Genomic DNA, 25,257 nt, shown 5'->3' with positions numbered 1-25,257 from the left:
ATAATTTTATTGAGAAAATGAAGCTCTTTAGCATTTTCCTCAATGAGATCGAAGAATTAGAGTTGAGTAAAGAGGCATTGCGGACATTTGCTCCCTTAATGGCTGACCATATGATGAGGGAAGAATGCTACTATTTGATCAAGCTTTCAGAATCGACAGAGCTTCAGCATCCAGAATGCGCCTCCACTAAACCTCGTCTCCAAACATGAGATGTATGTATGAAAAAGAACTTTAAAGTAAGAGAAGTCCATAATAGGAGAGTTCATGTGCGCCATGAGCTCTCTTTTTTATTGCATAATAAGCCCATCAAAGGAAATCATATAAGCAAGTGAGTAGGTTTATACATAGATTGTTAAGGTGAACGCTCCATAGTTTAATACTGTCATTGAGTGAGAAATTGGATCAAAAAACGAGGAGCTTGGTATAAATGGTTCGAATTTGTGAAATATGCGGTAGAATTCAGCAAACAGCTGGAGATAACCTGTCTGAACACACATATGATAGTTACGATGTATGTGAGATGTGCTTAGAGGATCAAGAATTCGGATTTTGCCCATGAATAATCCTTGAATAACAATACAAAGCATGAAAATACCGAAGCTGTCTCTGCTTCGGTATTTTCAAATTATGCTGGTGATTTAGCTGTTTTTCGTGAACCGATAAGATATTTGTGAAGAAAATACTCACATCCCCCGATGACTAAGGAAGTAATGAGGGCCCCTGTAAACGTAACCTCTGCCTCCATAAATATATTGGATAATCCCCAAATAAGGAGGAAGGATGTTATGAAATCTAACAGAGTACTTCTCCATAATGAACCCTGGTCGTTAAGCAGCATATATTCCATGACTAATCCTACAGCTAACAGAACGATGGAAACCATGATAGGCTGCCATATTGAGCCATAATCGACACCGGCTAAAAAATACATAGCTAAGATGAGTACAATCGGAAGGGTAACGATTTTGACTAAAAAGCTTGTCATAAGTTTGTATGCTCCTTTATATAAACTTCACTGACTATTATCTTTTAAAAAGTAATTTTTATTCAGAGAGTCATGCAGCCAAAAGGGCAGCAGTTTGAAAATCATAAAAAAACTGCGCACCCGATGGGATACGCAGCTATATTTATTCTTTATCTTCTCCAATAATTCTTACTTCCCGTTCAAGTTCAACTCCAAATTTATCTTTGACTGTTTGTTGTACATGTTCGATCAAAGAAATATAATCTGTTGTTGTTGCATTATCTTTATTGATGATAAAACCGGCATGCTTCGTAGAAACTTCAGCCCCGCCAATGTTCGTTCCTTGGAGTCTGCTATCTTGAATAAGTTTGCCTGCAAAGTATCCAGGTGGGCGTTTAAAGACACTGCCGCAAGACGGGTATTCTAATGGCTGTTTAGATTCACGTTTATAGGTGAGATCATCAACCACAGCTTTAATATCTTCATATTTCGCAGGTTTCAAGTTGAACGTTGCTTCGATTACAATATCCCCATTGTCTGGTATGTTACTGGTGCGATAGTCCAAGTCTAATTCTGTAGCCAGCCGCTTCACGATATCTCCGTTCTTATCTACAACATAAGCGTAGTCAAGCACATCTTTTATTTCCCCACCGTATGCACCTGCATTCATGTAGAGAGCTCCTCCAACCGTCCCAGGGATTCCGCAGGCGAATTCAAGGCCTGATAAACGTTGTTGCATGGCAAATAATGAAGCATCAATAATGCGGGCCCCACTTTGAGCTACCAGCGTATTTTCTTCTGTAGAAATGTCATCAAGGTGCTTGAGGTTGATGACGATTCCGCGGATACCACCGTCTTTAATAATTAAATTTGATCCGTTGCCAAGCAGTGTGAAGGGGATGTCCTCTTCATTAGAGAATTTTACAACTTTTTGAATTTCCTCATAAGTTGTCGGCGTGATAAAGAAATCGGCTTTTCCGCCAAGTTTTGTGTATAGGTGGTTCCTTAAGTCTTCCTCTGGTTTTATGTTTTCTGCTTTTACAAGCTCTAATAATTTATCGTGCGTTTTTTGTTTATTAAACATGAACACCATTCCTATTTCCAAGTTTTCTTCATTACTGAAGTTTATAATAAAATGGGCGATAATCAAAGTTATTTTTATACAATTATATCGCAGTAAACGTAAAATAATCCTTTCTAAAACATTATTTTCTGAATTAAGCATTCCTAACCAATTTGATTAAATCTGTTGACAGCGTTTACACAATGGTTTAGATTGTAATTAACAAGTTAACTACGTGATGGAGATCTGGAGACTCACACTAATTTTAGTACTTTATTTTTTAGAAAAGTACTGTAATTTTAGTGTGAGTCTTTTTTTGTCTTCAAAACGAGGTTAATGGAACAAAAGGAGTGAGCTTATGTCTGAATTTGTTGCTGAAGTACTGGGCACGATGATCCTGATTATTTTGGGCGGCGGAGTAGTCGGTGGAGTCGTGTTGAAAGGCACCAAAGCAGAAGGTGCCGGCTGGGTTGTGATTACGATCGGCTGGGGTCTGGCTGTAGCTATGGGTGTTTATGCAGTTGGTAATTTTACAGGAGCACATATTAATCCTGCTGTCACGCTGGGCTTTGCAGCAGCTGGAGAATTCCCTTGGTCGAAAGTGCCGTTATACATTAGTGCGCAAATGCTTGGTGCTTTTATCGGCGCTGTAATTGTATTCTTTAATTATTTGCCACATTGGAAAGAGACAAAAGATCAGGCAGCAAAACTGGGTGTATTTGCGACAGACCCGGCTATTCGCAGTCCGTTTTCTAATTTAGTTAGTGAAATAGTGGGTACATTTGTCCTGTTGATGGGATTGATGTTTATTGGTGCTAATGATTTTACAGAGGGCTTGAATCCATTGATTGTCGGGGCTTTAATTGTAGCGATTGGAATGTCCTTAGGGGGAGCCACTGGGTATGCGATCAATCCTGCCCGTGACCTTGGCCCGAGAATCGCGCATGCGCTGCTGCCGATACCGGGGAAGGGAGGATCTGATTGGAGTTATGCATGGATCCCTGTTGTAGGTCCCATTTTAGGCGGAATCTATGGTGCTGTCTTTTACCGGGCCTTGTTCCTAGGAGAATTCACGCCATTATTTTGGGTGTTAAGTGTGATCATGGCCTTCATTTTATTCGGTGCAGCGAGAGCAGAGTTGAAGAAAGGTGAAACCGCTGCAGATAAAATTGAGGAAAAGATAGTCTAATTTAACCTGACTTAAATACTATAATTGGAGGGTGATTTTCAAATGAGTGACACATTCATTTTATCGTTAGATCAGGGTACAACAAGTTCACGAGCCATTTTATTTAATCAAAAAGGAGAAATTGTTGAAACAGGCCAGCACGAATTTGAGCAATTTTTCCCTCAACCAGGCTGGGTAGAACATGATGCGAATGAAATTTGGACATCGGTTCTTGCCTGTGTGGCTGAAGTTCTTAGAAAGGCAGATGTTGAGCCTGATCAAATAGCTGGGATCGGAATCACAAATCAACGAGAAACGACGGTCGTCTGGGATAAACATACCGGAAAACCAATTTATAAAGCGATCGTTTGGCAATCCCGTCAAACGGAGGGCATTTGTAAGGATCTGCGCGAAAAAGGACATAATGAGCTTTTTAAAGAAAAAACAGGGCTATTGTTGGACCCATACTTTTCAGGAACAAAAGTGAAATGGATTCTGGACCATGTCGAAGGGGCTCGCGAAAAAGCAGAAAAAGGTGATCTGCTGTTTGGAACTATGGATACATGGCTCGTCTATAAGTTGTCTGGCGGAAAGACTCATATAACAGATTACTCAAACGCTTCCAGGACGTTACTTTTCAATATTTATGATCTTGAGTGGGATGATGAATTATTAGAAATTCTGGACATTCCAAAAACAATGCTCCCAGAGGTCAAACAATCTTCAGAAGTGTATGCGAAGACAGTTGATTATCATTTCTTCGGCCATGAGGTTCCGATCGCTGGAATTGCTGGAGACCAGCAAGCTGCCCTGTTTGGTCAGGCTTGTTTTGACAAGGGAATGGCTAAAAACACTTACGGCACGGGTTGCTTTATGTTGATGAATACTGGAGAAGAAGGGGTAACTTCTAAGCACGGGTTACTGACAACGTTGGCATGGGGAGTTGACGGAAAAGTAGAATATGCACTTGAAGGAAGTATTTTCGTAGCTGGTTCTGCTATTCAATGGCTCCGTGATGGTTTGCAACTGATTGAAAATGCGCCGCAAAGTGAAGACTTTGCGACAGCGGTTGATTCTACGGAGGGGGTTTACTTCGTTCCTGCCTTTGTTGGTTTAGGGACACCCTACTGGGATAGTGATGCTCGGGGAGCCGTGTTTGGATTAACTCGAGGAACGACCAAGGACCATTTCGTTCGGGCAACATTAGAATCGCTTGCTTATCAAACGAAAGATGTTCTTGATGCTATGATTGCTGATTCAGGAATTGATGTAAGCACATTACGTGTGGATGGCGGTGCCGTAAAAAACGACTTCTTAATGCAGTTTCAGAGTGATATTCTGGGTGTGCCAGTAGAGAGGCCTGTGGTTCAGGAAACAACAGCACTAGGAGCAGCTTATCTTGCTGGATTGGCTGTTGGGTACTGGAAGAATAAAGATGAAATCGCAAGACAATGGCGGAATGACCGTACATTCTCTGAAACCATGGAAGTTGAAAAACGAGAGCAGTTATACAGCGGCTGGAAAAAGGCCGTAGCTGCCACCAGAGAATTTAAGTAGAGCAGAAAACAGTATTCTAACCCGGCTGGGAGCAATACAGCCGGGTTAGAATTTTTTTATAAAATCCAAGTTGATCAGAACAATAAAGAAAGCGCTTCACTAGATGGAAAGTTTCATATTTTCAGAAAATTGATTGCGAATTTATGCTGAAATCTGTATCATCGTTATAATAGAAAATTATTTTATCTTGTTAGATAGGCAGGAAAGGATGAAGACAATGGCTGAGAAAAAAGATTTGCGTATTCGCAGTAAAGTGATCAGTGAAGGTGTGAACAGGGTTCCGAACCGTTCGATGTTACGTGCGGTTGGTTTTGAAGATGAAGATTTTCAAAAGCCCATGATTGGTGTTGCCAGTACATGGAGTGAAGTAACTCCTTGTAATATACATATTGATGACCTGGCAAAAGAAGCTAAGCAGGGAGCAGCCGACAATGGCGGAGCTCCGATGATTTTTAATACAATTACAGTCTCAGACGGAATTGCAATGGGACATGAAGGGATGCATTATTCTCTGCCAAGCCGTGAAATCATTGCAGATTCTATTGAGACGGTTACGAATGCAGAACGATTAGATGGCGTGGTTGCCATTGGCGGGTGTGATAAAACGACGCCAGGTTGTCTTATGGCGCTTGGCCGCTTGAATATTCCTTCCGTTTATGTTTATGGAGGCACTATCCAGCCAGGTAAGCTGAACGGTAAGGATATCGACATCGTTTCTTCATTTGAAGCAGTTGGTCAGTATCATGAGGGAACAATTGATGATGAACAACTTCATAAGGTGGAGTGTCATGCTTGTCCGGGAGCAGGAGCTTGTGGTGGTATGTACACAGCCAATACGATGGCCTCCGCTGTAGAGGCGCTCGGAATGAGCATCCCTGGGTCGTCTTCTACCCCAGCGGTAAATGATTATAAAGAACAAGAATGTAAACAAGCAGGCGAACTAGTCATTGAATTGCTTGAGAAGGGGATTTATCCTCGAGATATCATGACGAAGAAAGCCTTTGAAAATGCGGTCACTGTTGTGATGGCGCTAGGCGGGTCAACGAATGCGTTTCTGCATTTAACAGCCATGGCGCATTCCGCCGGTGTCGATCTATCCCTCGATGATTTTGAACGAATTCGTCAGGAGGTTCCGCACATTGCTGATATGAAACCGAGCGGAAAATATGTAATGCAGGATTTATATGAAAGTGGTGGAGTACCTGCAGTCATGAAGCTATTGCACGAACAAGGATTGTTGCATGGGGATTGCTTAACCGTGACTGGAAAGACAGTGGCAGAAAACCTTGAAGAAGCAGCACCGTTAAAAGAAGGTCAGCAAGTCATCGTGCCATTTGATGAGCCCATTAAACCAAATGGACCCCTTGTATTATTGAAAGGAAATCTAGCACCAGAAGGGGCAGTAGCCAAAATGTCCGGGCAGAAAATCAGCCGCTTTGAAGGACCGGCACGAGTTTTTGATGGGGAGGCAGAGGCGACAACTGCTATCGTGGAAGACCAAGTGAAAGAAGGCGACGTGGTTGTCATTAGAAATGTAGGCCCTAAAGGGGGACCTGGAATGCCGGAGATGCTTTCGATCACCTCCATGATAGTTGGGAAAGGTCTTGGAGGTAAAGTGGCTCTATTGACTGACGGGCGTTTTTCTGGAGGTTCACACGGATTTGTAATTGGACATGTTGCCCCGGAAGCTTTCGTTGGCGGCCCGGTAGGTCTACTTAAAGAAGGCGATACGATTACGATTGATAGTGATACCCAACAGATTAATTTTGACGTAACAGACGAAGAGTTAGAAAAACGAAAGCAAGAATGGGTACAACCTGAGCTGCGACATAAGACAGGTGTACTTGCGAAATATGCTCGACTCGTGTCTTCGGCTTCAAAAGGTGCTGTTACGGATCATGATTTAGACTGATCTGAAAAAAGAGCCCATGCGGCTCTTTTTTTAGGAATTATTTTCGTTAAGAGGAGGTTCTGACATGACCACACTTGGGTTGATTAGACATGGAAGCACACCGTGGAATAAAGAGAAAAGGGCACAGGGAAATTCGGATATTCCACTCGATCAAGAAGGAAGAGAGGACGCATATAAACTAGCTGAACGATTGCAGGATGAAGACTGGGATCTCATTTATTCAAGTCCATTATTGAGAGCCAAACAGACTGCTGAAATTATAGCCAAACGATTGTCTGTTCCAGAGATTTTGTTCGATCAAAGAATTAAAGAAGTATCAGGCGGACAAATTGAAGGGACAATCGAGGAAGAAAGAATAGAAAAGTGGGGAACAAACTGGCGTGATCTTGAGTTAGGAATAGAAAAACAGCCTGATGTACTAAAAAGAGGAAGGTCATTTGTGAACGATATAGTTATCAACCATCCAAATAAACGTGTGCTGGTCGTAAGTCATGGAGGTTTTATTGGACACCTTGTTCAAGGATTAGACGAAGGTTTTAAAAAAGTTGAGAGTTTAAACAACACATCTGTTACGATCGTCAATAATTTAAAGGAAAAATGGACGTGTGACCTCTATAATTGTACAAAACATTTGGCTTGAAATTAGTTCAAAAGACCCTTCGTCTGATTTTAAAAACAAAAATTGAAATTGATAGTTCTTCTCCTGAAGGGATGTGCTTAACAAAGCACGTCTTTTTTTTGTCTTTTTTAGGAAGTGGTTAAGGGTGAAAAAATCTCTATTTTCAATACAGATGGATTTAATGACTTTTATTGATGTAGCTTAGAAATAAAGATTGGTTAAAAACACTCTGTAAAGCCATAAGCTAGGAAATTTAATAGAATACTCGTTCTCTCTATTATGGAAAGGTAGTCGGGGAAATGGCGAGACTCCTGTGGGGTGATCGTACAGGGTGAGACCCCGCAGGCGTAGCCGAGGAGACTCACCGGTTAAAGGATGTTCGGTTAAGTTCGGCACGTCGTGTGCCAACACCGAACGGCCCCACGTCCTGTGGGGTCACGAAAAGCGAGTTATTTCTCCAACCACCTTATTCTCATACCCATGAAGGAACAATCAGAATTTATTTAAAATACATAACTGAAGTGGTACATAAGTTTCATTGACATTGATAATCATTATCAATTATGCTAGTCCTGCAAATCAATTGAAATTAATTATCAATTAGTGAAGGGGTTTTTTTATGCTGACACAGCTGGAGAAAAACAATCAATCCTTATTAGATACACAGGAACAACGCGAATCAAATGCTCGTTCATATCCACGTAGAATTCCAATTGCAATCGATAAAGCTCAAGGGATCTTTGTGACTGATATGGATGGGAAACAATACTATGACTGCTTAGCAGGTGCAGGGACATTAGCTCTTGGTCATAATCATCCAAAAGTGGTGGAGGCGATGGAACAAGTGATTAAGGATCAGAGGCCTCTCCACACCCTCGATTTGACAACGCCTGTAAAAGAAGAATTTATAAATGAAATATACGCTGCCTTGCCCCAAGAGTTTGTCGAAAAAGCTAAAATACAATTTTGTGGGCCCACAGGTGGAGATGCCATCGAAGCAGCAATGAAACTCGTAAAAACTGCTACGGGAAAAAGCACAATTTTATCTTTTCATGGAGGATATCACGGATCCACACATGGAACCATGTCAATTAGCGGAACTTTGGCACCTAAAGAAAAGGTGCAAGGCCTTGTACCAAACACGCACTTCATGCCTTATCCTTATGCCTATCGCTGCCCTTTTGGGATCGGGGGAGATGAAAGTCATCAAATAAGCAGCAGGTATATTGAAAACATGTTAGATGATCCTGAAAGTGGTATCCTGCCGCCAGCAGCTATGATTTTAGAAGTTGTTCAAGGAGAAGGCGGATCGATTCCGGCAAATATAGAATGGCTGAAGGAAATGCGACGAATAACAGAAGAAAGGAATATTCCGCTTATCATCGATGAAATTCAAACAGGTATTGGCCGTACTGGTAAATTCTTTGCTTTTGAGCATGCTGGAATTGTCCCTGATGTTGTGGTCTTATCTAAAGCCATAGGGGGCAGCCTGCCATTATCTGTTGTGATCTATGATAAGAAGTTAGACCAATGGCAGCCTGGAGCTCACATCGGAACGTTCAGAGGAAACCAATTGGCTATGGCTGCTGGCACAGCTACTCTTAAATTTATTAAAGATCAGAATCTAGTGACACACGCTGAAAACATGGGTGATCGATTAATGGGCTTGTTAACAAAGGTGCAAAAAGACGTACCAGAGCTAGGAGATGTTAGGGGCAGGGGATTAATGATCGGTGTTGAAATAGTAGATCCAACCTTGAAATCCTCTTCTGACGGAAGTTTTCCTGCTAATCCAGAGCTTGCTAGTGCTATTCAGAAAAATTGCTTAGAGCGAGGTTTGATTGTAGAGGTTGGCGGCAGACATGGGAGTGTTGTCCGATTGTTACCTCCTTTGATCATTACCAAAGATCAAATTGACGACGTGGCAAATATCATAAAAGAATCTATACTTGCTGGATTAGAAGAGAGGTAGTTAACCGTGCATACCTTACAAGAATTGAGAAGTGATATCACAAGCTATAAAACGTTTGATGACTTGTTTTTCCATCGAGGAGCTAAAGGATTAAAAGCCTATGAAGAGGTGGTACAGCATGTATCAGCAAAACTGACTGATGTTTTTTCAGGGTTTGACCAGCCTTATATGGGCGGGAAACCTGATAACGTTCAACAAGCAATCAGCAAGATCACCATGTCAACGAGGCAGGGAGAGACGATTAGCGATTTATTAAAGACCATTGATGCCCCTTTTTTAAAAAACAATCTCCATATATCTCACGAAAAAAGTGTGGCTCATTTGCATTGTCCTCCTTTATTATCAGGAATCGCGGCAGAGATGATCATCAGTTCACTCAATCAATCCATGGATTCATGGGATCAAAGTACTGCAGCTACTTATGTGGAACGAGAGATGATTGCGTGGTTAACAAAGCGTTTCGGGCTTTCTGAAACATCTGATGGCATCTTTTCAAGTGGTGGCAGTCAATCCAATTATATGGGGCTGCTTTTAGCTAGAGATTCCTTTTGTGAGAAGCATTGGGGCTGTCGAGTACAACAGGAAGGATTACCTGCAGCGTTTAAAAAGATGAAAATTCTATGTTCTGAAGATGCCCACTTTACGGTCCAGAAGTCAGCATCACAACTTGGATTGGGTGCTGATTCTGTCGTAACCGTAAAGACAGATCATAAGCATAGACTTAGTATTTATGATTTACAGGAAAAGCTGGAGACATTGCGGAAGGAAGGTGCTTTGCCTTTTGCTTTAGTAGGAACTTGCGGTACAACGGATTTCGGCAGTATTGACCCACTGGACAAACTGGCAGAGATCGCTGACGCAAATGGATTATGGTTCCATGCAGATGCTGCTTTTGGCGGCGCATTAATTCTAAGCCGGACACATGCTCAAAAGTTAAACGGTATTCAATTTGCTGATTCCATTACTGTAGATTTTCATAAGTTGTTTTATCAGCCTATCAGTTGTGGGGCTTTTCTCGTTAATGATGGTCGTTCATTTAAACATACGAATTATCATGCGGACTACTTAAACCCTGAAGCAGATGAAGAAGAAGGAATCGTCAATCTGGTCAACAAGTCCGTTGTAACGACAAGAAGATTCGATGCTTTCAAGCTTTTTGTTTCGCTTAGAACAGTGGGAACAGACCGTTTTTGTGACATGATTGACCATACTTTCGTTGTTGCTAATCAATCAGCACAACTTATAGAGAAGTTAGATCACTTTAATGTGTTCACTACAACTCCAGAACTAAATACGGTTATTTTTCGCTTTCAACCAAAGGGGGCCGCTGGGAAGGAACTAAATGAGCTCAATCGGTCTATCCAACAGCAGTTATTTGAAAAAGGAATGGCAGCTATTGCAAAAACTAAGGTTGGAGAGGATATCTATTTAAAGTTTACGTTATTAAATCCCAGAACGGAGATCACAGATATCAAAGCTATTTTGAAGAACATAGAGCTGTTGGGATTTAATGAGATCAAATCAAGGAGGGTAACTCAATGACTGACATTAAACAAATTGCCGAGCAGGTTACCATGCAAAGCTTCGTAAATTGTTATCTGCGTGAAACCGGGCACTACCAACTAATGAGCAGCAGCGAATTTCCACAAGTGAAGACAGAGGAAGAGCAAGTCATCGTATGTGAATTACCCCATCAAAACATGAAACTTATCTTTCCTGTTCGTTATTGGTCACTTACCGGACGCCATCAATTTGCTTACCCTTTTTATTTACAGGCTGTAGAAGATGGTATGGTTATCACTCTTGATTATATTTCATTAGTCTCTTTACTTACGAAGGAGCTATCTCTGCATCACGATCAGGGGAACACACAGGATGAACTGATGCTTCGAGTCATCTTGAGCTGTCAAAATCTGAGCAAATATATTGAAAGCCGCAAAGAAGATTCGGCGCGGTTAGTTCAAGATGATTTTGATTTTATCGAAGCGGAACAATCCTTGTTGTTAGGACACTTGCTGCACCCTACGCCTAAAAGTAAACAAGGAATATCGGATAAGGAAGACCAACTTTACTCACCTGAAATGAAAGGCGAATTTCAGCTTCACTACTTTAAAGCGAGGAAAGACTATATTATTCAGGACAGTTCCTTGCATGATTCAGCAGGGGAACAGATTATTAACCAGCTTCAAAACGATCCTGAGATATCACTGGAGATGATCGAGCAAATCCTGAATGAACAGAGTGACTTTGTCCTATTTCCTGTACATCCCCTGCAAGCTCAGGCAATGCTTGAAGATCAGGAAATTAGAGTGTTACTTAAGAAAGGCCTGCTCGACTATATAGGTCCTTTAGGTTCACCTTTTTCAGCGACGTCATCATTCCGTACGGTTTATAGAAAAGACTCCGAATATATGTACAAGTTTTCCATTCCGATAAAAATTACAAATTCCTTGCGTGTTAACCAACAAAAAGAGTTGGACAGAGGTGTTGAGATTTCCAGGCTGCTGGAAACGGAAGTGGGAAGCCGTTTGTATGAAAAATTTCCGGGATTTGAGATTATTCAGGACCCAGCTTACCTTAAACTGCAATTGCCTAATTCTGACTCTAGTTATGATGTAGTTTTACGGAGCAATCCCTTTTACGAAGGCAGTCGTCAGGTTACGTTAACGGCGGGTCTATGTCAGGATCATGCTTACAGTGAACAATCAAGACTGCAAGTACTCATCGAAAAGATCGCTGCGAGCGAAAACAGGAAAGTAGATGAGGTGAGCCTTGATTGGTTTGAACGATATCTGTCCTTAACCCTGGAACCTCTCCTTTGGTTATACAGGAAATATGGCATCGTGTTGGAAGCCCATCAGCAAAATTCGATCGTTAAGTTACAAGATGGATACCCTGTTCATTTTTATTATCGTGATAACCAAGGATACTATTACAGCAAATCTAAAGCCGAATATTTAAGAAAGATTCTGCCAGACTTGAACAAGAAAAGTGATACGATTTGTGCTGATGACATTGCGGTTGAACGGTTCAGGTATTACTTCTTCCTCAATCACTTGTTTGGATTAATTAATAGTTTTGGAATGAAAGGGTTAATCTCAGAGGAATCGTTGATGGAACTTTTACACGAACGATTAAAGCAGCATGAAGACGAGAACTCAGAATCTTCCGGGCTGCTAAACTCGCTTTTATATGATGCCCAATTGCCTTGTAAAGCTAATCTATTAACACGATTTTACGATATGGATGAGCTCATAGGTTCATTAGCAAATCAATCTGTCTATACGCTCGTGGAGAATCCTCTTTATAGGAAGGAGGAAACTGTACATGGAATATGAGGTTTATGAGGAGACGATCAGCCACACTATATCGTTTAGACCCTTTGAGCTTGGGAAGGATTTCCCGATGATTATGGAATGGATGCACAAGGAGCATGTTATTCCGTTCTGGCAGTTAAATATCTCTGAAGAAGGTTTGTTTAAGCACATGGAAAAAGCCGTTTCCGATCCGCACCAGAAGTTATATATAGGATTATTGGATGGCGTGCCTATAAGCTACTGGGAATGCTATTGGGTCAAAGGGGATATCGTGGAAGATAGCTATAAAACAGAACCTTTCGATCAAGGCATTCATTTGTTGATCGGGGAAACCAGTTATCTTGGCAAAGGACTATCACAGCATTTGCTGAGAGCAATGCTAGAGTTCCAATTCGACTATCAAGCCACACAAAAAGTGGTTGCTGAACCTGATTGCAGAAATGAGAAAATGATTCATGTATTTGAAAAGTGTGGATTTAGAAAAGTAGAACCTATCCAGTTACCTGATAAAAAGGCAATGCTCATGTTCTGTGAAAGGGAAGTTTTTGAAAAGAGGTGGTCAAGTGTCTATTCATGAACAAGAACGTATTTACGACGTGATAGGGATAGGGCTTGGTCCGTTTAACTTAGGTCTAGCCGCATTACTAGATGAGGTCAATGACATAGATGGTATGTTTCTTGACAAAAAGCCGGAGTTTGATTGGCATCCTGGAATGATGATTGAAGGCACGACACTTCAAGTTCCTTTTTTCGCTGATTTAGTAAGTTTAGCAAATGTGCAGAGTGATTATAGCTTCTTGAACTATTTACAGCAGCATGGACGATTGTATCACTTCTATTTTTTAGAGAAATTTCATATTTCACGAAAAGAATACAACCACTATTGCAAGTGGGTGTCTGATCAGCTTGAGAATTGCCGTTTTAATATGGACGTGCAGGTTGTGCATGAACTTCAGCTGGAGAACGGAGAAAAAGTGTATGAGGTACAGGTTGAGGATCTTGCCCAAAAAACAAAGACTCGAATTTTGACGAGAAATTTAGTAGTTGGGATCGGCTCAGTACCGTTTATTCCGTCAAACCTGAAGGATCATGCAGGGGAAACTATTTTCCATACGTCAGAATACTTAGACCAAAAGAAAGCCGTCTCAGATGCAGAGTCGATTACAGTAGTTGGATCTGGCCAAAGTGCGGCAGAAGTATTTCTCGATTTGCTAAAAACTAGAGGAGAAGATGCGGAAATCCATTGGTATACACGCTCAAAGGGCTTTTTCCCGATGGAATATTCGAAACTTGGATTAGAGTATTTTTCTCCTGATTATACAAAATTCTTTTATCAATTACCTCAGCATAAGAAAGATGTCTTATTACAGGAACAAGATCTGCTGTACAAAGGAATTAGTATGGAAACAATCTCGGATATATATGATTGTTTATACGAAGGAACGGTTGGAGGCGCTCAAACGTTGAACGTACATTTACAAGCGATGTCTGAAATCACGTCTATTGAAGAGGCACAAACAAATTGGAATCTGTACGGCCGACAGCTAGTTAATGGTGAAAGATTTGAAAATGAAAGTGATGTTATTATCCTTGGAACAGGGTATAAAACAGAAGTACCGAAGTTTCTAGCACCTCTTTCCCATCTAATTCGCTGGGATGAGCAGGGCAGGTACAAGGTAGAAGAAGATTATAACATTGTTAATCAAGGTAACAAGGTATTTGTCCAGAATGCGGAAATGCACTCACATGGTGTAGGGGCCCCTGACCTTGGGCTGGGAGCTTATAGAAACTCAGTCATTATTAATCGGATCGCTGGAAGAGAAGTATTTCCTTTACAGAAGCAATATGTATTCCAAACTTTTGGAACTTTAAATCATTCAGAGAAAGAAGGGTCCGTATGTTATATGCCGAGCAAATAAACGAAGTATTAGATAAAAACCGCTGGAATCTTGTCAATAAACAGTTGATCTCAAAAATGCTGGCAGAATATATGTACGAAGATATGCTTCAACCTGAGGTTGTGGCTGAAAGTGAGCTCACTGCCTATAAATTGGTTGTAAGCGATTATAAAATCTATCAATTTCTTGCCCGAAAACGGTATTTTGACAGTTTTGATGTAAAAGCAGATTCTATTGAGATTGAGGAAGATGGTAACAGAAAAGAAGCAGAAAGTGCCATTGAATTTCTTCTCGATATTCAACCGTTAATCGGAATGTCACCTGAAACGGCTGGCCATTTGATTAAGGAACTGAATCATACCTTGCTGGCTGATGCCCATATTTCAAAGGACAGTTCTTTAAGTTCTGATGAGTTAATTCATAAAGATTATGCCTGGCTTGAGGGGAAAATGACGGGCCATCCGTGGATCACTTATAACAAAGGGCGAATCGGGTTTGGCTACGATGACTACCTGGCTTATGCCCCGGAACAACAGCAGCAAGTTAACTTACTTTGGATCGGTGTTCATCACAATAGGGCAAGCTTTCAAACTGTACAGGGTGATAACTATCAAACTTTAATTGATCACGAACTAACGACCGAGGAAATAGAGATATTTCGGAGCAAGCTGGAAACATCCAATGTTGACCCGGATCATTATTACTTGATGCCCGTCCATGAGTGGCAGTGGAAGAACAGTATTATACAACAGTTCGCAGAAGACCTTGCTTTCGGTTATATAATTCCTCTAGGCAAGGGAAAGGATGACTATTTACCACAGCAATCGATTCGCACATTTGTTAATCAATCAAATGAAAAGAAACATCATGTTAAGCTGCCGATGAGCATTTTAAATACACTCGTATATAGAGGACTTCCTTCTGAACGAACGTTAATTGCACCCAAAATCACAGAATTTATTAAAGGGATTTACGAGCAGGATTCTTTTTTAAAAGAGGAGTGCCGGGTAGTTCTTCCAGGTGAAGTGGCAAGCTTAAACGTTGATCATCGATATTATGATCAGCTCAAACAAGCTCCTTATCAATTTCACGAAATGCTAGGGGTCATTTTCAGAGAAAGTATTTATTCGTATCTTGAAGAAGGTGAACAAGCCATCACATTAGCTGCTCTGTTACATGAAGATGCTGAGGGGAAACCTTATATACAGAGTTTGATCGAGCACTCTGGTCTCACCCCGGACAAATGGATAGAAGATCTGTTTCAAGTTGTTATGGACCCACTGCTTCATTTTCTATATCAATATGGAACAGTTTTTTCACCGCACGGTCAAAATACAATTCTAGTTTTGAAAGATTATAAACCTCATCGTCTCGCTGTTAAAGACTTTGTAGATGATGTCAATATTAGCGATCAGCCTTTTGAGGAGTTACGTGGATTGACTGATGATTTGAAGCAAGTGTTACGAAGTGAACCGCCGGAAGGATTAACGCAGTTCATTTTTACTGGACTATTTATTTGTCACCTGCGTTATTTGGCAGCCATATTGGATAATCATCAGTTAGTAGCTGAAACGGAGTTTTGGGAGAAACTAGCTCACACCATACATGGTTACCAAAAGAAGTTCCCTCATTTAGAATCCCGGTTTCGGTTGTTTGATTTCTTCAAACCTGAACTTACCAAACTTTGTTTAAACCGCAACCGTATGGTGGATTATGGGTACGAAGACGGTGAGGATCGACCGCACGCTTCAGAATATGGTAAAGTGACCAACGCTCTGGCTCACTATTCATTAGAAGTTTGAACAGTGTAAAAAAGTGGTAGAAAGTATGGTGTGAAACTATGTATTAAGAAAGGATTGATAGAATGGCGCGCCTTACTAGATTAGGAAAATCAGATATAAAAGTGAACCCAATTGGACTTGGAACCAATGCAGTGGGAGGGCACAATCTGTACCCGGATTTAGATGAAGAAGCTGGGAAGAATGTCGTTCGAACAGCTATTGAGCACGGAATCAACTTTTTAGATACAGCATTTATTTATGGTCCTGAACGTTCGGAAGAGCTAACTGGACAAGTCGTGAAAGAACACGGAAAGCGGGATGATGTTGTCCTCGCTACCAAAGGCGCACATCAATTTAAAGGGGAAGATGTTGTATTTAATAACACTCCCGAATTTTTAAGAGTAGCAGTGGACTCAAGTCTGAAACGGCTGCAAACCGATTATATAGATTTATTCTATATCCATTTTCCCGATGAAGATACTCCTAAAGACGAAGCTGTCGGTGCATTGAAAGATCTAAAAGATGCCGGGAAAATTCGCTCGATCGGAGTTTCAAATTTCACACTGGATCAACTGCAAGAAGCGAATAAAGACGGTTACGTTGATGTGATCCAATCAGAGTATAACTTGTTTAAACGAGAAGCTGAACGAGAATTACTTCCATATACTGCAGCAAATAACATTACGTTCGTTCCTTATTTCCCATTAGCTTCAGGGCTGCTTGCAGGTAAATATGATCAAAACACTACATTTGATGACATTAGGGCTGAAAATCCACTGTTTCAGGGTGAAGGTTTCCGCCGTAATCTGGAAAAGGTAGAGCAAGTACGTGAAATTGCCGAGTCAAAAGGTGAAGAAGTCGCTCATATTGTACTGGCCTGGTATTTAACACGTGATTCCATCGATGCCATAATTCCTGGGGCAAAAAGAGAAAACCAGGTCATCGACAACTTAAAGACATTGGATGTGCAGTTGACAGACCACGAAATCACTCAAATCGACAAGATTTTTTCATAACGAGCGTAAGAGGCCTGCCCGATGGGGCGGGTCTTTTTTATGTGGTGAAGTAAAAAATTCTTCTATAAGTAAAGCATGTTATAAGAAGGTTTCAGATATTTTTTAGTGATTTTTTTGAAAAATTTTAAAATAGGGGTTGCAAAATTGAGGGGACCATCGTAGACTGTATTATAACAGAAAACAAATTTATTGAACTGTTATACAGAAGGGAGAAGTTAAAATGAAAATGAATGAAACAAGAAGAAATTCAGGAGTTACTTGTCCGCAGTGTGGTTCAAAAGTGGAGGGCAGCAATTATACGTATATGATGGAGTGTAATCACTGCCTATCCAAGAAAGAGGAGTAATTTTTTTGGATATGTTGTTATATAACATTATGGATAATTGTTATATTAATATATAACAGAAAGGTGGGTAAGTGTAAGGGAGGAATTGCTGTTGATAACAGTCATTGGAAAGAAGACTTTGCCTGGAAAATTTACATGAGCAGAAATTACGAGGAGGAAGCGCAATGAGAAATGAGCGAGCAGAAACTTTAAGGGAGCAATGGGAGCAATCAGATAGATGGATAGGGATTACAAGACCTTACAGTGTAGAGGATGTGCTTCGGCTCAGAGGATCGATCGACATCCAATATACATTAGCGGAAAAAGGATCGAAAAAACTTTGGAATTTACTACAGGAAGAAGACTATGTTCACGCTCTTGGAGCTCTAACTGGAAATCAAGCGATGCAGCAAGTCAAAGCAGGGTTAAAAGCCATCTACTTAAGCGGTTGGCAAGTGGCGGCAGATGCCAACTTGTCCGGACAGATGTACCCAGACCAAAGCCTGTATCCGGCAAACAGTGTTCCGCAAGTAGTCAGACGGATTAATCAGGCCCTGCAGCGGGCAGACCAGATTCATCATATGGAAGGAAATAATGAGATCGATTGGTTTGCTCCGATTGTGGCAGACGCGGAAGCAGGATTCGGGGGGCAATTGAATGTATTTGAACTGATGAAGGGGATGATCGAAGCGGGAGCGGCTGCCGTTCATTTTGAAGATCAGCTTTCCTCAGAGAAAAAGTGCGGTCACCTAGGCGGAAAGGTTTTATTGCCGACGCAAACAGCGGTGCGGAATTTAATTTCCGCTCGATTTGCGGCAGATACAATGGGTGTACCTACCATCATTATTGCTCGAACAGACGCCAATGCTGCTGACTTGATTACTAGTGATGTAGATCCCGTTGATAATGAGTTTATTACAGGTGAACGTACTGCTGAAGGATTTTTCAAAACGAAAGCAGGGATTGATCAGGCGATCGCTCGCGGGTTATCTTATGCCCCTTATGCAGATTTAATATGGTGCGAAACAGCCGAGCCTAATTTAGAGGAAGCACGAAAGTTTGCAGAGGCGATTCACGCAAAGTATCCTGGAAAATTGTTAGCTTATAATTGTTCCCCATCCTTTAATTGGAAGAAAAAGCTGAATGATGAGACCATCGCTCACTTCCAAGAAAAACTGGCTGACATGGGATATAAATTCCAATTCGTTACTTTAGCTGGGTTCCATGCCCTCAACCATGGAATGTTCGAGCTTGCCCGCCAGTACAAAGATCGAGGTATGGAGGCTTATTCTGAGTTGCAGCAAGCTGAATTTGCCAGTGAGAGTTACGGCTATTCTGCAACACGCCACCAGCGGGAGGTAGGAACTGGCTACTTTGATGAGGTAGCTCAAGTGATCACTGGAGGTACTTCGTCTACTACTGCACTAAAAGGGTCTACGGAAACCGAACAATTTCAAAATGAAGGGGTAACACAAACCTGAACAAATGCCCGCTGTAAAAAGCGGGCATTTGTACTTGTAAGATGCGGGTCATTTAACGATTTACCCAGACACACTCTGTCATTTCCATCATAAACTATGCACTAGAATTATTGGAATCAAATGACAGGAGTGAGAACATGATGGTGCGCACAGGGAAACAATATAAGGAAGGGATTGATCAATTAGATACAGCGGTTTGGATAGAGGGAGATAAGGTGAAGGGCAGGATTTCTGAACATCCTGCATTTCAGGGAGTCGTCCAAAGTCAAGCTGAATTATATGATTTACAGCACATAGAGAAATTAAAAGAAGTCATGACATATACTCCTCAAAAGAATAAAGAGCGAATGGGGGTATCCTATTTAATCCCAGCTTCTAAAGCAGATCTTGAGCGTCGTCGAAAAATGGTGCAAGTGTGGGCGCGTCATTCAGCTGGATTGATGGGTAGAAGTCCAGATTATATGAATACAGTGTTAGCCGCCTTTGCGAGCTCTGTCCATTTATTAAAAAATAAACCTAACTGTTTTCCGGAACATTTAGAACAGTTTTATGAATATGCTCGCTCCCATGATTTATCTTTTACTCATACTTTTGTAAATCCCCAGAATAACCGCTCGCAATTATCTTTATTAGAAGAAGATCAAACGAATGCAAGAGTCATAAAGCGAATTGATGAAGGACTTGTTGTGAGAGGGGCAAAATTGCTGGCGACCCAGGGCGGGATAACGGATGAAATCATCGTATTCTCTGCGCCAGGAGTGCAAGATAAGTCCCATGCGTTTGCTTTCTCGATTCCGAGTGACACAGCTGGGTTAAAGTTCGCCTGCAGACCTTCATTTGTAAAAGATGCTTCACGCTTTAATGCCCCCCTTAGTTCAAGGTTTGAGGAAATGGACACTGTCGTTATATTTGATGATGTAATAGTGCCGTGGGAACGGGTCTTCTTTTACGATGATGTGAAGGTTGCAAATGACTTTTATATTAAAGGAAATTTTGTTCCGTTTACTCTTCATCAGATTGTCTCCCGCCAAGTAATCAAAATGGAATTTATTCTCGGTCTTGCCCAGATGATCGTCGACACGATTAATATTAGTGAGTATCAGCATGTGCAAAGCAAAGTGGCAGAAATCGTAAAGGGGCTTGAATCCTCAAAGGCGCTGCTTATAGCTTCGGAGATAAACGCCAGTCTTAATGCAGAGCGAGTAATGATTCCAGACAAAACTCCACTTTATGTAGCAGTAAATCAATTCCAGGAAACCTATCCAAGATTTACGGAAATTATTCAATTGCTCGGTGCCAGCGGGATGGTTACGCTTATGGATGAAGCTCAATTTCAATCCAACATAGGCAGGGAGTTAGATCATTATTTGCAAGGATTTGAAGTGAAGGGACGCGATCGGGTCGAAATTTTTACGCTAGCCTTTGACCTTTGTATGAGTTCGTTCGGCTCTAGGCAATCGTTATATGAGAAGTTCTTTTTTGGCGATCCAATCAGATTATCCCAGATTATTTATCAATCCTATCCGAAAGATAGTTACACTGCCTTCGTGAAAGAGATGCTGGAAAAAGGAAAAAGCTGACTAAGGCAGTCAGCTTTTTCTTATTTGGTATTTCTTCTTTTTGTACGTTGTTCTAACTGAGAATCTGGCTGCTGGTCAGCAACATCTTCTGTTAGACCTTGTTTGTTAACAGTTGGTGGAACTTTTCTTTTCTCGGAATTGCTTTTTTTGCTCATGCCTTGCACCTCCATAGTTTAGTATAAACTCTTACTTAATGCTTTATCCATTTATGGTTTCAAGATAACTTTAATACAATCATCATGTTTTTCATCAAAAATATCATAACCATGTTCGGCTTTATCTAGTGGCAGTCTATGTGTAATGATATCTGTTGAATCAAATTCCTCATTTTTTATCATTTTGTACAATTTAGGCATAAAGTGGACGACCGGTGCTTGTCCCATTTTTAACGTAATATTCCTCGAAAAAAAGTCACCGAGCGGGAATTGGTTATATCGAGTTCCATACACTCCTACAAGGCTTACCGTCCCCCCCTTTCTAACCACTTTACTGGCTAGTTGAATCGCTCCCATTGCTCCACCTTGAAGTTTCAAGGCACTTTCAATCATTTCGGCAACATTTTTCTTGCCATCCATACCGACGCAATCAACGACAGCATCAGCTCCTCCGCCTGTGATTTCTTTAATGTGTGAACCAAGGTCCTTCTCTTTAGAGAAATCAAATACCTCAACTTTGTTTGTTCTCCTTGCATGCTCCAGCCGATAACCGACGTAATCAATTGCGATTACTCTTTTAGCCCCTTTCATCCAGGCAAATTTTTGAGCAAGCAATCCAACAGGACCGCAGCCGAGGATGACGACTGTATCATCCTTCTTGACATCTGCCTGTTCGATTCCCCAGTATGCCGTAGGGACGATATCAGATAGGAAAAGAAGTTGTTCATCTTCTAGCTCAGCATCTTCGGGTACGACAAATGGCGTGAAGTTTCCATAAGGAACGCGAAGCAGCTCAGCTTGACCACCGGGAAATCCGCCGTACGTTTCGGAATAACCAAAGTATGCCCCTGCTTCTCCAAAGTCGTTGGAACGGTCACATTGACTTTCCAGGTTCATTTTACAGTACATACATTCCCCGCAGGACACGTTAAACGGTACGATGACTCGGTCTCCTTTTCTTACTCTTGTTACTTCTGGCCCAACTTCTTCAACAATTCCCATTGGTTCATGACCTATTATATAGTCTTCTGGAGTGTGCGGGATCATCCCGTGGACCAGGTGTAAATCTGAACCGCATATTGCTGTATTGGTAATCCTCACTAAAATATCGTCTTTCTTTTGAAGAGTAGCGTTAGGAACTTCTTTTACTTTGACATCTTTGACTCCTTGATAAGTCACAGCCTTCATCGTATAGACTCCTTTTCCTGTTTCAGTAATATCTATTGTTTGCAGGAGAATAAATGGTTATTCTTTTTCAATTTGCGAATGCTAGGAGTGAAGACGAGGAGGTATTGTATGAGTGAACAAAACAAGAAATCGAAATCAATTGGTGACCGTCCTTATGAATCAGCCGATTATGAACGAAGGGATGATACATCCCAGGGGCTTGCCACCACACACGAGCAAGTATCGGATACGTTAACGGAAGGTACGCACGATGCTAAGATTGATCAGGTTGATGAAAATGGACGTCTTGTCAGTCATAAAGGAAAAGACATTTCTAATAAACATGAATAATCTCAACATGCTCACCCCTAAATGACGGCGGTGAGCTTTTTTTAATAAAAATGTGCTAGAATGGCGGTAATCATGTAGCTGAGGAAGGGGGAAGGAACATGGAGAAAACAAGGATATTGATCGTTGAAGATGAAGAGAAAATTGCCAGAGTACTTGAGCTTGAACTGACTTATGAGGGATATGAAGTGGTAAAAGCTTTTGACGGAATGGAAGGACTGCAAAAATATCGTGAGGGACATTGGGATTTGTTACTTCTTGATATTATGCTGCCAGGGATAAGTGGAATAGAACTATTACGAAGAATTCGTTCTGATGACCAACAAATCGCCGTGATTATGTTGACAGCCAAGGATTCCGTTGAAGATAAGGTATCAGGTCTTGATCTCGGAGCGAACGATTATATAACAAAACCTTTTCAAATAGAGGAGCTTTTGGCAAGGGTACGTGCAGTATTAAGAACTCATGCTTCAGCCACAGATGACGGTGAAGCAGGTTGGATCCAAGCAGCCGATTTACGTCTTAATGAACAGACACATGAAGTGATAAGAGATGGCCAATCTATTGAACTTACTCCTAAAGAATTCAATTTGCTTGCCTACTTAATGAAAAATAAACGGCAGGTGTTGAATCGGGAACAAATCCTGGATGCCGTTTGGGGCTATGATTATTATGGGGACACAAATGTTGTAGATGTGTACATTCGCTACATACGAAATAAGATGGACAAAGAGTATGATCCTGCGTTAATTCGAACGGTTCGCGGGGTCGGTTATGTGTTGAAGGATCCGCGATGAAGTTAAGAAATAAAATTCATTTGTACACGACGGTTCTGTTTGTGGTCCTGCTCGTTCTAATTAATACAGCTGTTTATTTTTCTTTTAGCCGGATGATATTTACGAGTGAATTAGAACAGACAGAGGCGGAAGCAGAACAAATTGTTGCAACCTTGAATGAAAATCAATCCGGTGTACCAATCAGAGAGCTTTTACTCGCGTATAGTCCGATTAATGGTATCGTTCAAATAGTTATGAAGGACGCGATTGGCCCTGGTGCCGCGTCCCCTGACCATAGTAGCCTTCGAGAGAGGAGCTCTGTCACATTTTACTCCGAAGAGGTATCCAGGATTATTGATTATCAAGGGACTAAGCATGCATTGGTTTCGGTTCCCATTATATGGACTAATGGAGAAGTGGCTGCCCTGCAGGTTACCGAAAGCTTGAAAGCAGCAGAACAAAATTTAAATGTATTGCAAATAGTTCTTATCGTAGTCACGTTGATTGCGACCATTCCATTGTTTATATCAGCAAGATTTTTGAGTAATTTGATTACACGTCCCATCACTTCTATGACCAGTACAATGCAGGACATTCGAGAAAGTGGACGCTTTAAACAGTTGGAACTTCCAGAGAAATCCAAAGATGAATTGTATGTGATGGGAGAAACATTCAATGAAATGATTACTTTATTACAAGCTAATTATGAAAAGCAGGAACAATTTGTTTCGAATGCCTCCCACGAACTAAAGACGCCTTTAACGGTAATTGAATCGTATTCTAGTCTCCTGGAGCGTCGGGGCAGGCACGATGAGGCACTTTTTGATGAATCAGTCGAAGCCATTCATTCAGAAGCGGTTCGCATGAAGAATTTAACGCAACAGTTTCTGCTGTTAGCTAAACATGAAGAGTATTGGAATGTAGATTTAACGGAAATCAAACTGAGCACTTTTTTACAAGAAAGTATGCGTGCATTTGAGAAAGCGTATAAACGACGTGTTGAAGTATCCGTCGAGGAAGGTTTGAATGTGTTAGCGGATGCACAGAAGTTGAAGCAGCTGCTCTATATTTTTATGGATAATGCAAGAAAGTACAGTGAAAAAGAAATACAAGTAGATGCCTTTAGAAATGAGGGGCGGGCTCAAATTCATATCATCGATCAGGGAATTGGCATGAGCCAAGAAGACTTGGAAAGAGTATTTGAGCGATTTTATCGAGTGGATAAGGCTCGTACTAGAAAGTCTGGAGGCTTTGGATTGGGGCTGGCTCTTGCTGAAGAATTGGCACAAGTGATGGATGCGGAACTACTTTTGCACAGTGAAGAGAAGACAGGGACGAAGGCGATCATCAAACTGCCTCTTTCTCAGTGATTTCTCATTTTATTCTTGTATAGTAAGCAGTAAAACGAATGGGGAGGCATGACTGTGAATAAGAAGGTAACGAGAATTCTGCTTTCTCTTGGAGTGCTTATTCTCCTTATTGTTCTCATGTGGCAAGTTGTCCAAAGCGTCACATCTGCGGAGCCATTATCAATGGATAAGGCAAGGCAGCTGATTAAAAATCAGTATAGTGGGAAAATCGTTCAAACAGAGGAAATAAATGACGAGTTTATTTTCACAATTGAACGAGACACTGGAGAATACCAAATACGAGTAGATAAATCGACAAGTAAGATTAATGACATGGAACGCTTGACAACGAAGCAGCTGGAATCAACCGAGTCTAAAATTAGAAAACAGATAGAGAAAGAATATAAGGGCGAAATTACCTCTCTTAAAGAAAGTAAAGAAGGGAATCAGTTACAGTATGAAGTTGAGATAAAGCTTGAAGATAAAAAAGTAAAACTGACTATGACTGAAACGGGGGACGTTATTCAAGAACAGACAGTTACGGAAAATGATCAGAATACTAGTCAGGAACAGCTACCACAGAAGGCTAATCCACCGATTACGAAAGAACAAGCTCAGAAGCTTGCACTAAAGCAAGTTTCAGGAACTATAGAGGATGTAGAATATGAGGAAGAGAATGGTCAGTTTTTTTATCTGATTGATATTGAGAATGATGACGAGACTGAAGCAACGGTGCAAATTAATGCAATTACCGGCGAAATCAAGTTAAGCTGGGATGATTAGAAAAAGTGTGTCTAGTTGTGTTTTGG

The 25,257-nt window shown here is 41.1% G+C and carries 22 protein-coding genes and 1 pseudogene; 19 read left to right on the top strand and 4 right to left on the bottom strand.

Annotated features, from left to right (window positions below; translation table 11 throughout):
• Nucleotides 1-14: 14 nt before the first annotated feature.
• Nucleotides 15-209, top strand: a pseudogene (locus B5354_RS06325) (DUF2935 domain-containing protein); the annotation flags it as partial.
• Nucleotides 210-625: 416 nt separating this feature from the next.
• Here the strand turns inward: B5354_RS06325 and B5354_RS06320 are convergent.
• Together B5354_RS06320 and murB are read right to left on the bottom strand one after the other, a co-directional pair.
• A complete protein-coding gene (locus tag B5354_RS06320; protein WP_079527044.1) occupies nucleotides 626-985 on the bottom strand; it encodes a DUF2512 family protein in 360 nt (119 codons plus the stop codon).
• Between the two features lie 142 nt (nucleotides 986-1,127).
• Nucleotides 1,128-2,048, bottom strand: a complete 921-nt coding sequence (gene murB / locus B5354_RS06315) for a UDP-N-acetylmuramate dehydrogenase (protein WP_079527042.1) — start codon at nucleotides 2,046-2,048, stop codon at nucleotides 1,128-1,130.
• Between the two features lie 337 nt (nucleotides 2,049-2,385).
• Here murB and B5354_RS06310 point away from each other — a divergent pair, with 337 nt between their 5' ends.
• The 14 genes from B5354_RS06310 to hpaB all read left to right on the top strand — a co-directional run bounded on the left by B5354_RS06310 (nucleotide 2,386) and on the right by hpaB (nucleotide 20,653).
• On the top strand, nucleotides 2,386-3,216 hold the full coding sequence (locus B5354_RS06310; RefSeq protein WP_079527040.1) for an MIP/aquaporin family protein: 831 nt from the start codon (nucleotides 2,386-2,388) through the stop codon (nucleotides 3,214-3,216).
• Between the two features lie 42 nt (nucleotides 3,217-3,258).
• Entirely contained in the window at nucleotides 3,259-4,752 is a 1,494-nt protein-coding gene (glpK, locus tag B5354_RS06305) for a glycerol kinase GlpK (protein ID WP_079527038.1), read from the top strand.
• A 217-nt stretch (nucleotides 4,753-4,969) separates the two neighbouring features.
• Nucleotides 4,970-6,664, top strand: coding sequence for a dihydroxy-acid dehydratase (gene ilvD, locus B5354_RS06300; RefSeq protein ID WP_079527036.1), 1,695 nt, complete (start codon nucleotides 4,970-4,972; stop codon nucleotides 6,662-6,664).
• Nucleotides 6,665-6,728: 64 nt separating this feature from the next.
• Nucleotides 6,729-7,304, top strand: a complete 576-nt coding sequence (locus B5354_RS06295) for a histidine phosphatase family protein (protein WP_079527034.1) — start codon at nucleotides 6,729-6,731, stop codon at nucleotides 7,302-7,304.
• Nucleotides 7,305-7,902: 598 nt separating this feature from the next.
• Complete coding sequence (locus tag B5354_RS06290; protein WP_079527032.1) at nucleotides 7,903-9,255, top strand: aspartate aminotransferase family protein; 1,353 nt, start codon at nucleotides 7,903-7,905, stop codon at nucleotides 9,253-9,255.
• A 6-nt stretch (nucleotides 9,256-9,261) separates the two neighbouring features.
• A complete protein-coding gene (locus B5354_RS06285) occupies nucleotides 9,262-10,797 on the top strand; it encodes a pyridoxal phosphate-dependent decarboxylase family protein (RefSeq protein WP_245804730.1) in 1,536 nt (511 codons plus the stop codon).
• Nucleotides 10,794-12,593 carry an IucA/IucC family protein gene (locus B5354_RS06280; RefSeq protein ID WP_079527030.1) on the top strand — a complete coding sequence of 600 codons (1,800 nt, stop codon included), beginning with the start codon at nucleotides 10,794-10,796 and terminating at the stop codon, nucleotides 12,591-12,593. Before B5354_RS06285 ends, B5354_RS06280 begins: the two co-directional genes overlap by 4 nt.
• Before the next feature lie 16 nt (nucleotides 12,594-12,609).
• The gene (locus tag B5354_RS06275; protein WP_079529098.1) at nucleotides 12,610-13,149 is read left to right on the top strand and encodes a GNAT family N-acetyltransferase; all 540 of its coding nucleotides are present in this window, start codon (nucleotides 12,610-12,612) and stop codon (nucleotides 13,147-13,149) included.
• Entirely contained in the window at nucleotides 13,136-14,491 is a 1,356-nt protein-coding gene (locus tag B5354_RS06270; protein ID WP_079527028.1) for a lysine N(6)-hydroxylase/L-ornithine N(5)-oxygenase family protein, read from the top strand. Before B5354_RS06275 ends, B5354_RS06270 begins: the two co-directional genes overlap by 14 nt.
• A complete protein-coding gene (locus tag B5354_RS06265; protein ID WP_079527026.1) occupies nucleotides 14,470-16,272 on the top strand; it encodes an IucA/IucC family protein in 1,803 nt (600 codons plus the stop codon). The genes B5354_RS06270 and B5354_RS06265 overlap by 22 nt, the downstream gene beginning before the upstream one ends.
• Before the next feature lie 62 nt (nucleotides 16,273-16,334).
• Nucleotides 16,335-17,267 (top strand): aldo/keto reductase, encoded by a 933-nt coding sequence (locus B5354_RS06260; RefSeq protein ID WP_079527024.1) that lies wholly within the window; start codon nucleotides 16,335-16,337, stop codon nucleotides 17,265-17,267.
• 220 nt (nucleotides 17,268-17,487) lie between these two features.
• Nucleotides 17,488-17,613 carry a hypothetical protein gene (locus B5354_RS20875; RefSeq protein WP_281252739.1) on the top strand — a complete coding sequence of 42 codons (126 nt, stop codon included), beginning with the start codon at nucleotides 17,488-17,490 and terminating at the stop codon, nucleotides 17,611-17,613.
• 164 nt (nucleotides 17,614-17,777) lie between these two features.
• Nucleotides 17,778-19,073 (top strand): isocitrate lyase, encoded by a 1,296-nt coding sequence (gene aceA, locus B5354_RS06255; RefSeq protein WP_079527022.1) that lies wholly within the window; start codon nucleotides 17,778-17,780, stop codon nucleotides 19,071-19,073.
• Nucleotides 19,074-19,210: 137 nt separating this feature from the next.
• The gene (hpaB, locus tag B5354_RS06250) at nucleotides 19,211-20,653 is read left to right on the top strand and encodes a 4-hydroxyphenylacetate 3-monooxygenase, oxygenase component (RefSeq protein ID WP_079527020.1); all 1,443 of its coding nucleotides are present in this window, start codon (nucleotides 19,211-19,213) and stop codon (nucleotides 20,651-20,653) included.
• A 20-nt stretch (nucleotides 20,654-20,673) separates the two neighbouring features.
• On the opposite strand, the gene B5354_RS20870 is transcribed toward hpaB, so the two are convergent.
• Nucleotides 20,674-20,808: a hypothetical protein gene (locus B5354_RS20870; protein WP_275897922.1), complete on the bottom strand. Its 135-nt coding sequence runs from the start codon at nucleotides 20,806-20,808 to the stop codon at nucleotides 20,674-20,676.
• 51 nt (nucleotides 20,809-20,859) lie between these two features.
• Nucleotides 20,860-21,996, bottom strand: a complete 1,137-nt coding sequence (locus B5354_RS06245) for a zinc-dependent alcohol dehydrogenase (RefSeq protein ID WP_079527018.1) — start codon at nucleotides 21,994-21,996, stop codon at nucleotides 20,860-20,862.
• 108 nt (nucleotides 21,997-22,104) lie between these two features.
• On the opposite strand from B5354_RS06245, the gene B5354_RS06240 reads away from it, so the two are divergent.
• The 4 genes from B5354_RS06240 to B5354_RS06225 all read left to right on the top strand — a co-directional run bounded on the left by B5354_RS06240 (nucleotide 22,105) and on the right by B5354_RS06225 (nucleotide 25,231).
• Complete coding sequence (locus tag B5354_RS06240; RefSeq protein WP_079527016.1) at nucleotides 22,105-22,326, top strand: YozQ family protein; 222 nt, start codon at nucleotides 22,105-22,107, stop codon at nucleotides 22,324-22,326.
• Between the two features lie 98 nt (nucleotides 22,327-22,424).
• Nucleotides 22,425-23,120: a response regulator transcription factor gene (locus tag B5354_RS06235; RefSeq protein WP_079527014.1), complete on the top strand. Its 696-nt coding sequence runs from the start codon at nucleotides 22,425-22,427 to the stop codon at nucleotides 23,118-23,120.
• Complete coding sequence (locus B5354_RS06230) at nucleotides 23,117-24,469, top strand: sensor histidine kinase (protein ID WP_079527012.1); 1,353 nt, start codon at nucleotides 23,117-23,119, stop codon at nucleotides 24,467-24,469. The genes B5354_RS06235 and B5354_RS06230 overlap by 4 nt, the downstream gene beginning before the upstream one ends.
• Nucleotides 24,470-24,523: 54 nt before the next feature.
• The gene (locus B5354_RS06225; protein WP_176142422.1) at nucleotides 24,524-25,231 is read left to right on the top strand and encodes a PepSY domain-containing protein; all 708 of its coding nucleotides are present in this window, start codon (nucleotides 24,524-24,526) and stop codon (nucleotides 25,229-25,231) included.
• The last annotated feature ends 26 nt before the right edge of the window (nucleotides 25,232-25,257 follow it).

This window comes from Halobacillus hunanensis (assembly GCF_900166655.1).
Lineage (GTDB): Bacteria > Bacillota > Bacilli > Bacillales > Halobacillaceae > Halobacillus_A > Halobacillus_A hunanensis.
Note: the sequence above shows the minus strand (reverse complement) of the source record. Positions and strands in the feature narration are given on the sequence as shown.

What these genes read in the sequence shown, in the direction of transcription:
- B5354_RS06290 (WP_079527032.1), top strand. Translation starts at nt 7,903, where the DNA reads ATGCTGACACAGCTGGAGAAAAACAATCAATCCTTATTAGATACACAG.
- glpK (WP_079527038.1), top strand. Translation starts at nt 3,259, where the DNA reads ATGAGTGACACATTCATTTTATCGTTAGATCAGGGTACAACAAGTTCA.
- aceA (WP_079527022.1), top strand. Translation starts at nt 17,778, where the DNA reads ATGAGAAATGAGCGAGCAGAAACTTTAAGGGAGCAATGGGAGCAATCA.
- B5354_RS06235 (WP_079527014.1), top strand. Translation starts at nt 22,425, where the DNA reads ATGGAGAAAACAAGGATATTGATCGTTGAAGATGAAGAGAAAATTGCC.
- B5354_RS06260 (WP_079527024.1), top strand. Translation starts at nt 16,335, where the DNA reads ATGGCGCGCCTTACTAGATTAGGAAAATCAGATATAAAAGTGAACCCA.
- B5354_RS06295 (WP_079527034.1), top strand. Translation starts at nt 6,729, where the DNA reads ATGACCACACTTGGGTTGATTAGACATGGAAGCACACCGTGGAATAAA.
- ilvD (WP_079527036.1), top strand. Translation starts at nt 4,970, where the DNA reads ATGGCTGAGAAAAAAGATTTGCGTATTCGCAGTAAAGTGATCAGTGAA.
- B5354_RS06280 (WP_079527030.1), top strand. Translation starts at nt 10,794, where the DNA reads ATGACTGACATTAAACAAATTGCCGAGCAGGTTACCATGCAAAGCTTC.
- B5354_RS20875 (WP_281252739.1), top strand. Translation starts at nt 17,488, where the DNA reads ATGAAAATGAATGAAACAAGAAGAAATTCAGGAGTTACTTGTCCGCAG.
- hpaB (WP_079527020.1), top strand. Translation starts at nt 19,211, where the DNA reads ATGATGGTGCGCACAGGGAAACAATATAAGGAAGGGATTGATCAATTA.
- B5354_RS06245 (WP_079527018.1), bottom strand. Translation starts at nt 21,996, where the DNA reads ATGAAGGCTGTGACTTATCAAGGAGTCAAAGATGTCAAAGTAAAAGAA.
- B5354_RS06310 (WP_079527040.1), top strand. Translation starts at nt 2,386, where the DNA reads ATGTCTGAATTTGTTGCTGAAGTACTGGGCACGATGATCCTGATTATT.
- B5354_RS06240 (WP_079527016.1), top strand. Translation starts at nt 22,105, where the DNA reads ATGAGTGAACAAAACAAGAAATCGAAATCAATTGGTGACCGTCCTTAT.
- murB (WP_079527042.1), bottom strand. Translation starts at nt 2,048, where the DNA reads ATGTTTAATAAACAAAAAACGCACGATAAATTATTAGAGCTTGTAAAA.
- B5354_RS20870 (WP_275897922.1), bottom strand. Translation starts at nt 20,808, where the DNA reads ATGAGCAAAAAAAGCAATTCCGAGAAAAGAAAAGTTCCACCAACTGTT.
- B5354_RS06265 (WP_079527026.1), top strand. Translation starts at nt 14,470, where the DNA reads ATGTTATATGCCGAGCAAATAAACGAAGTATTAGATAAAAACCGCTGG.
- B5354_RS06320 (WP_079527044.1), bottom strand. Translation starts at nt 985, where the DNA reads ATGACAAGCTTTTTAGTCAAAATCGTTACCCTTCCGATTGTACTCATC.
- B5354_RS06230 (WP_079527012.1), top strand. Translation starts at nt 23,117, where the DNA reads ATGAAGTTAAGAAATAAAATTCATTTGTACACGACGGTTCTGTTTGTG.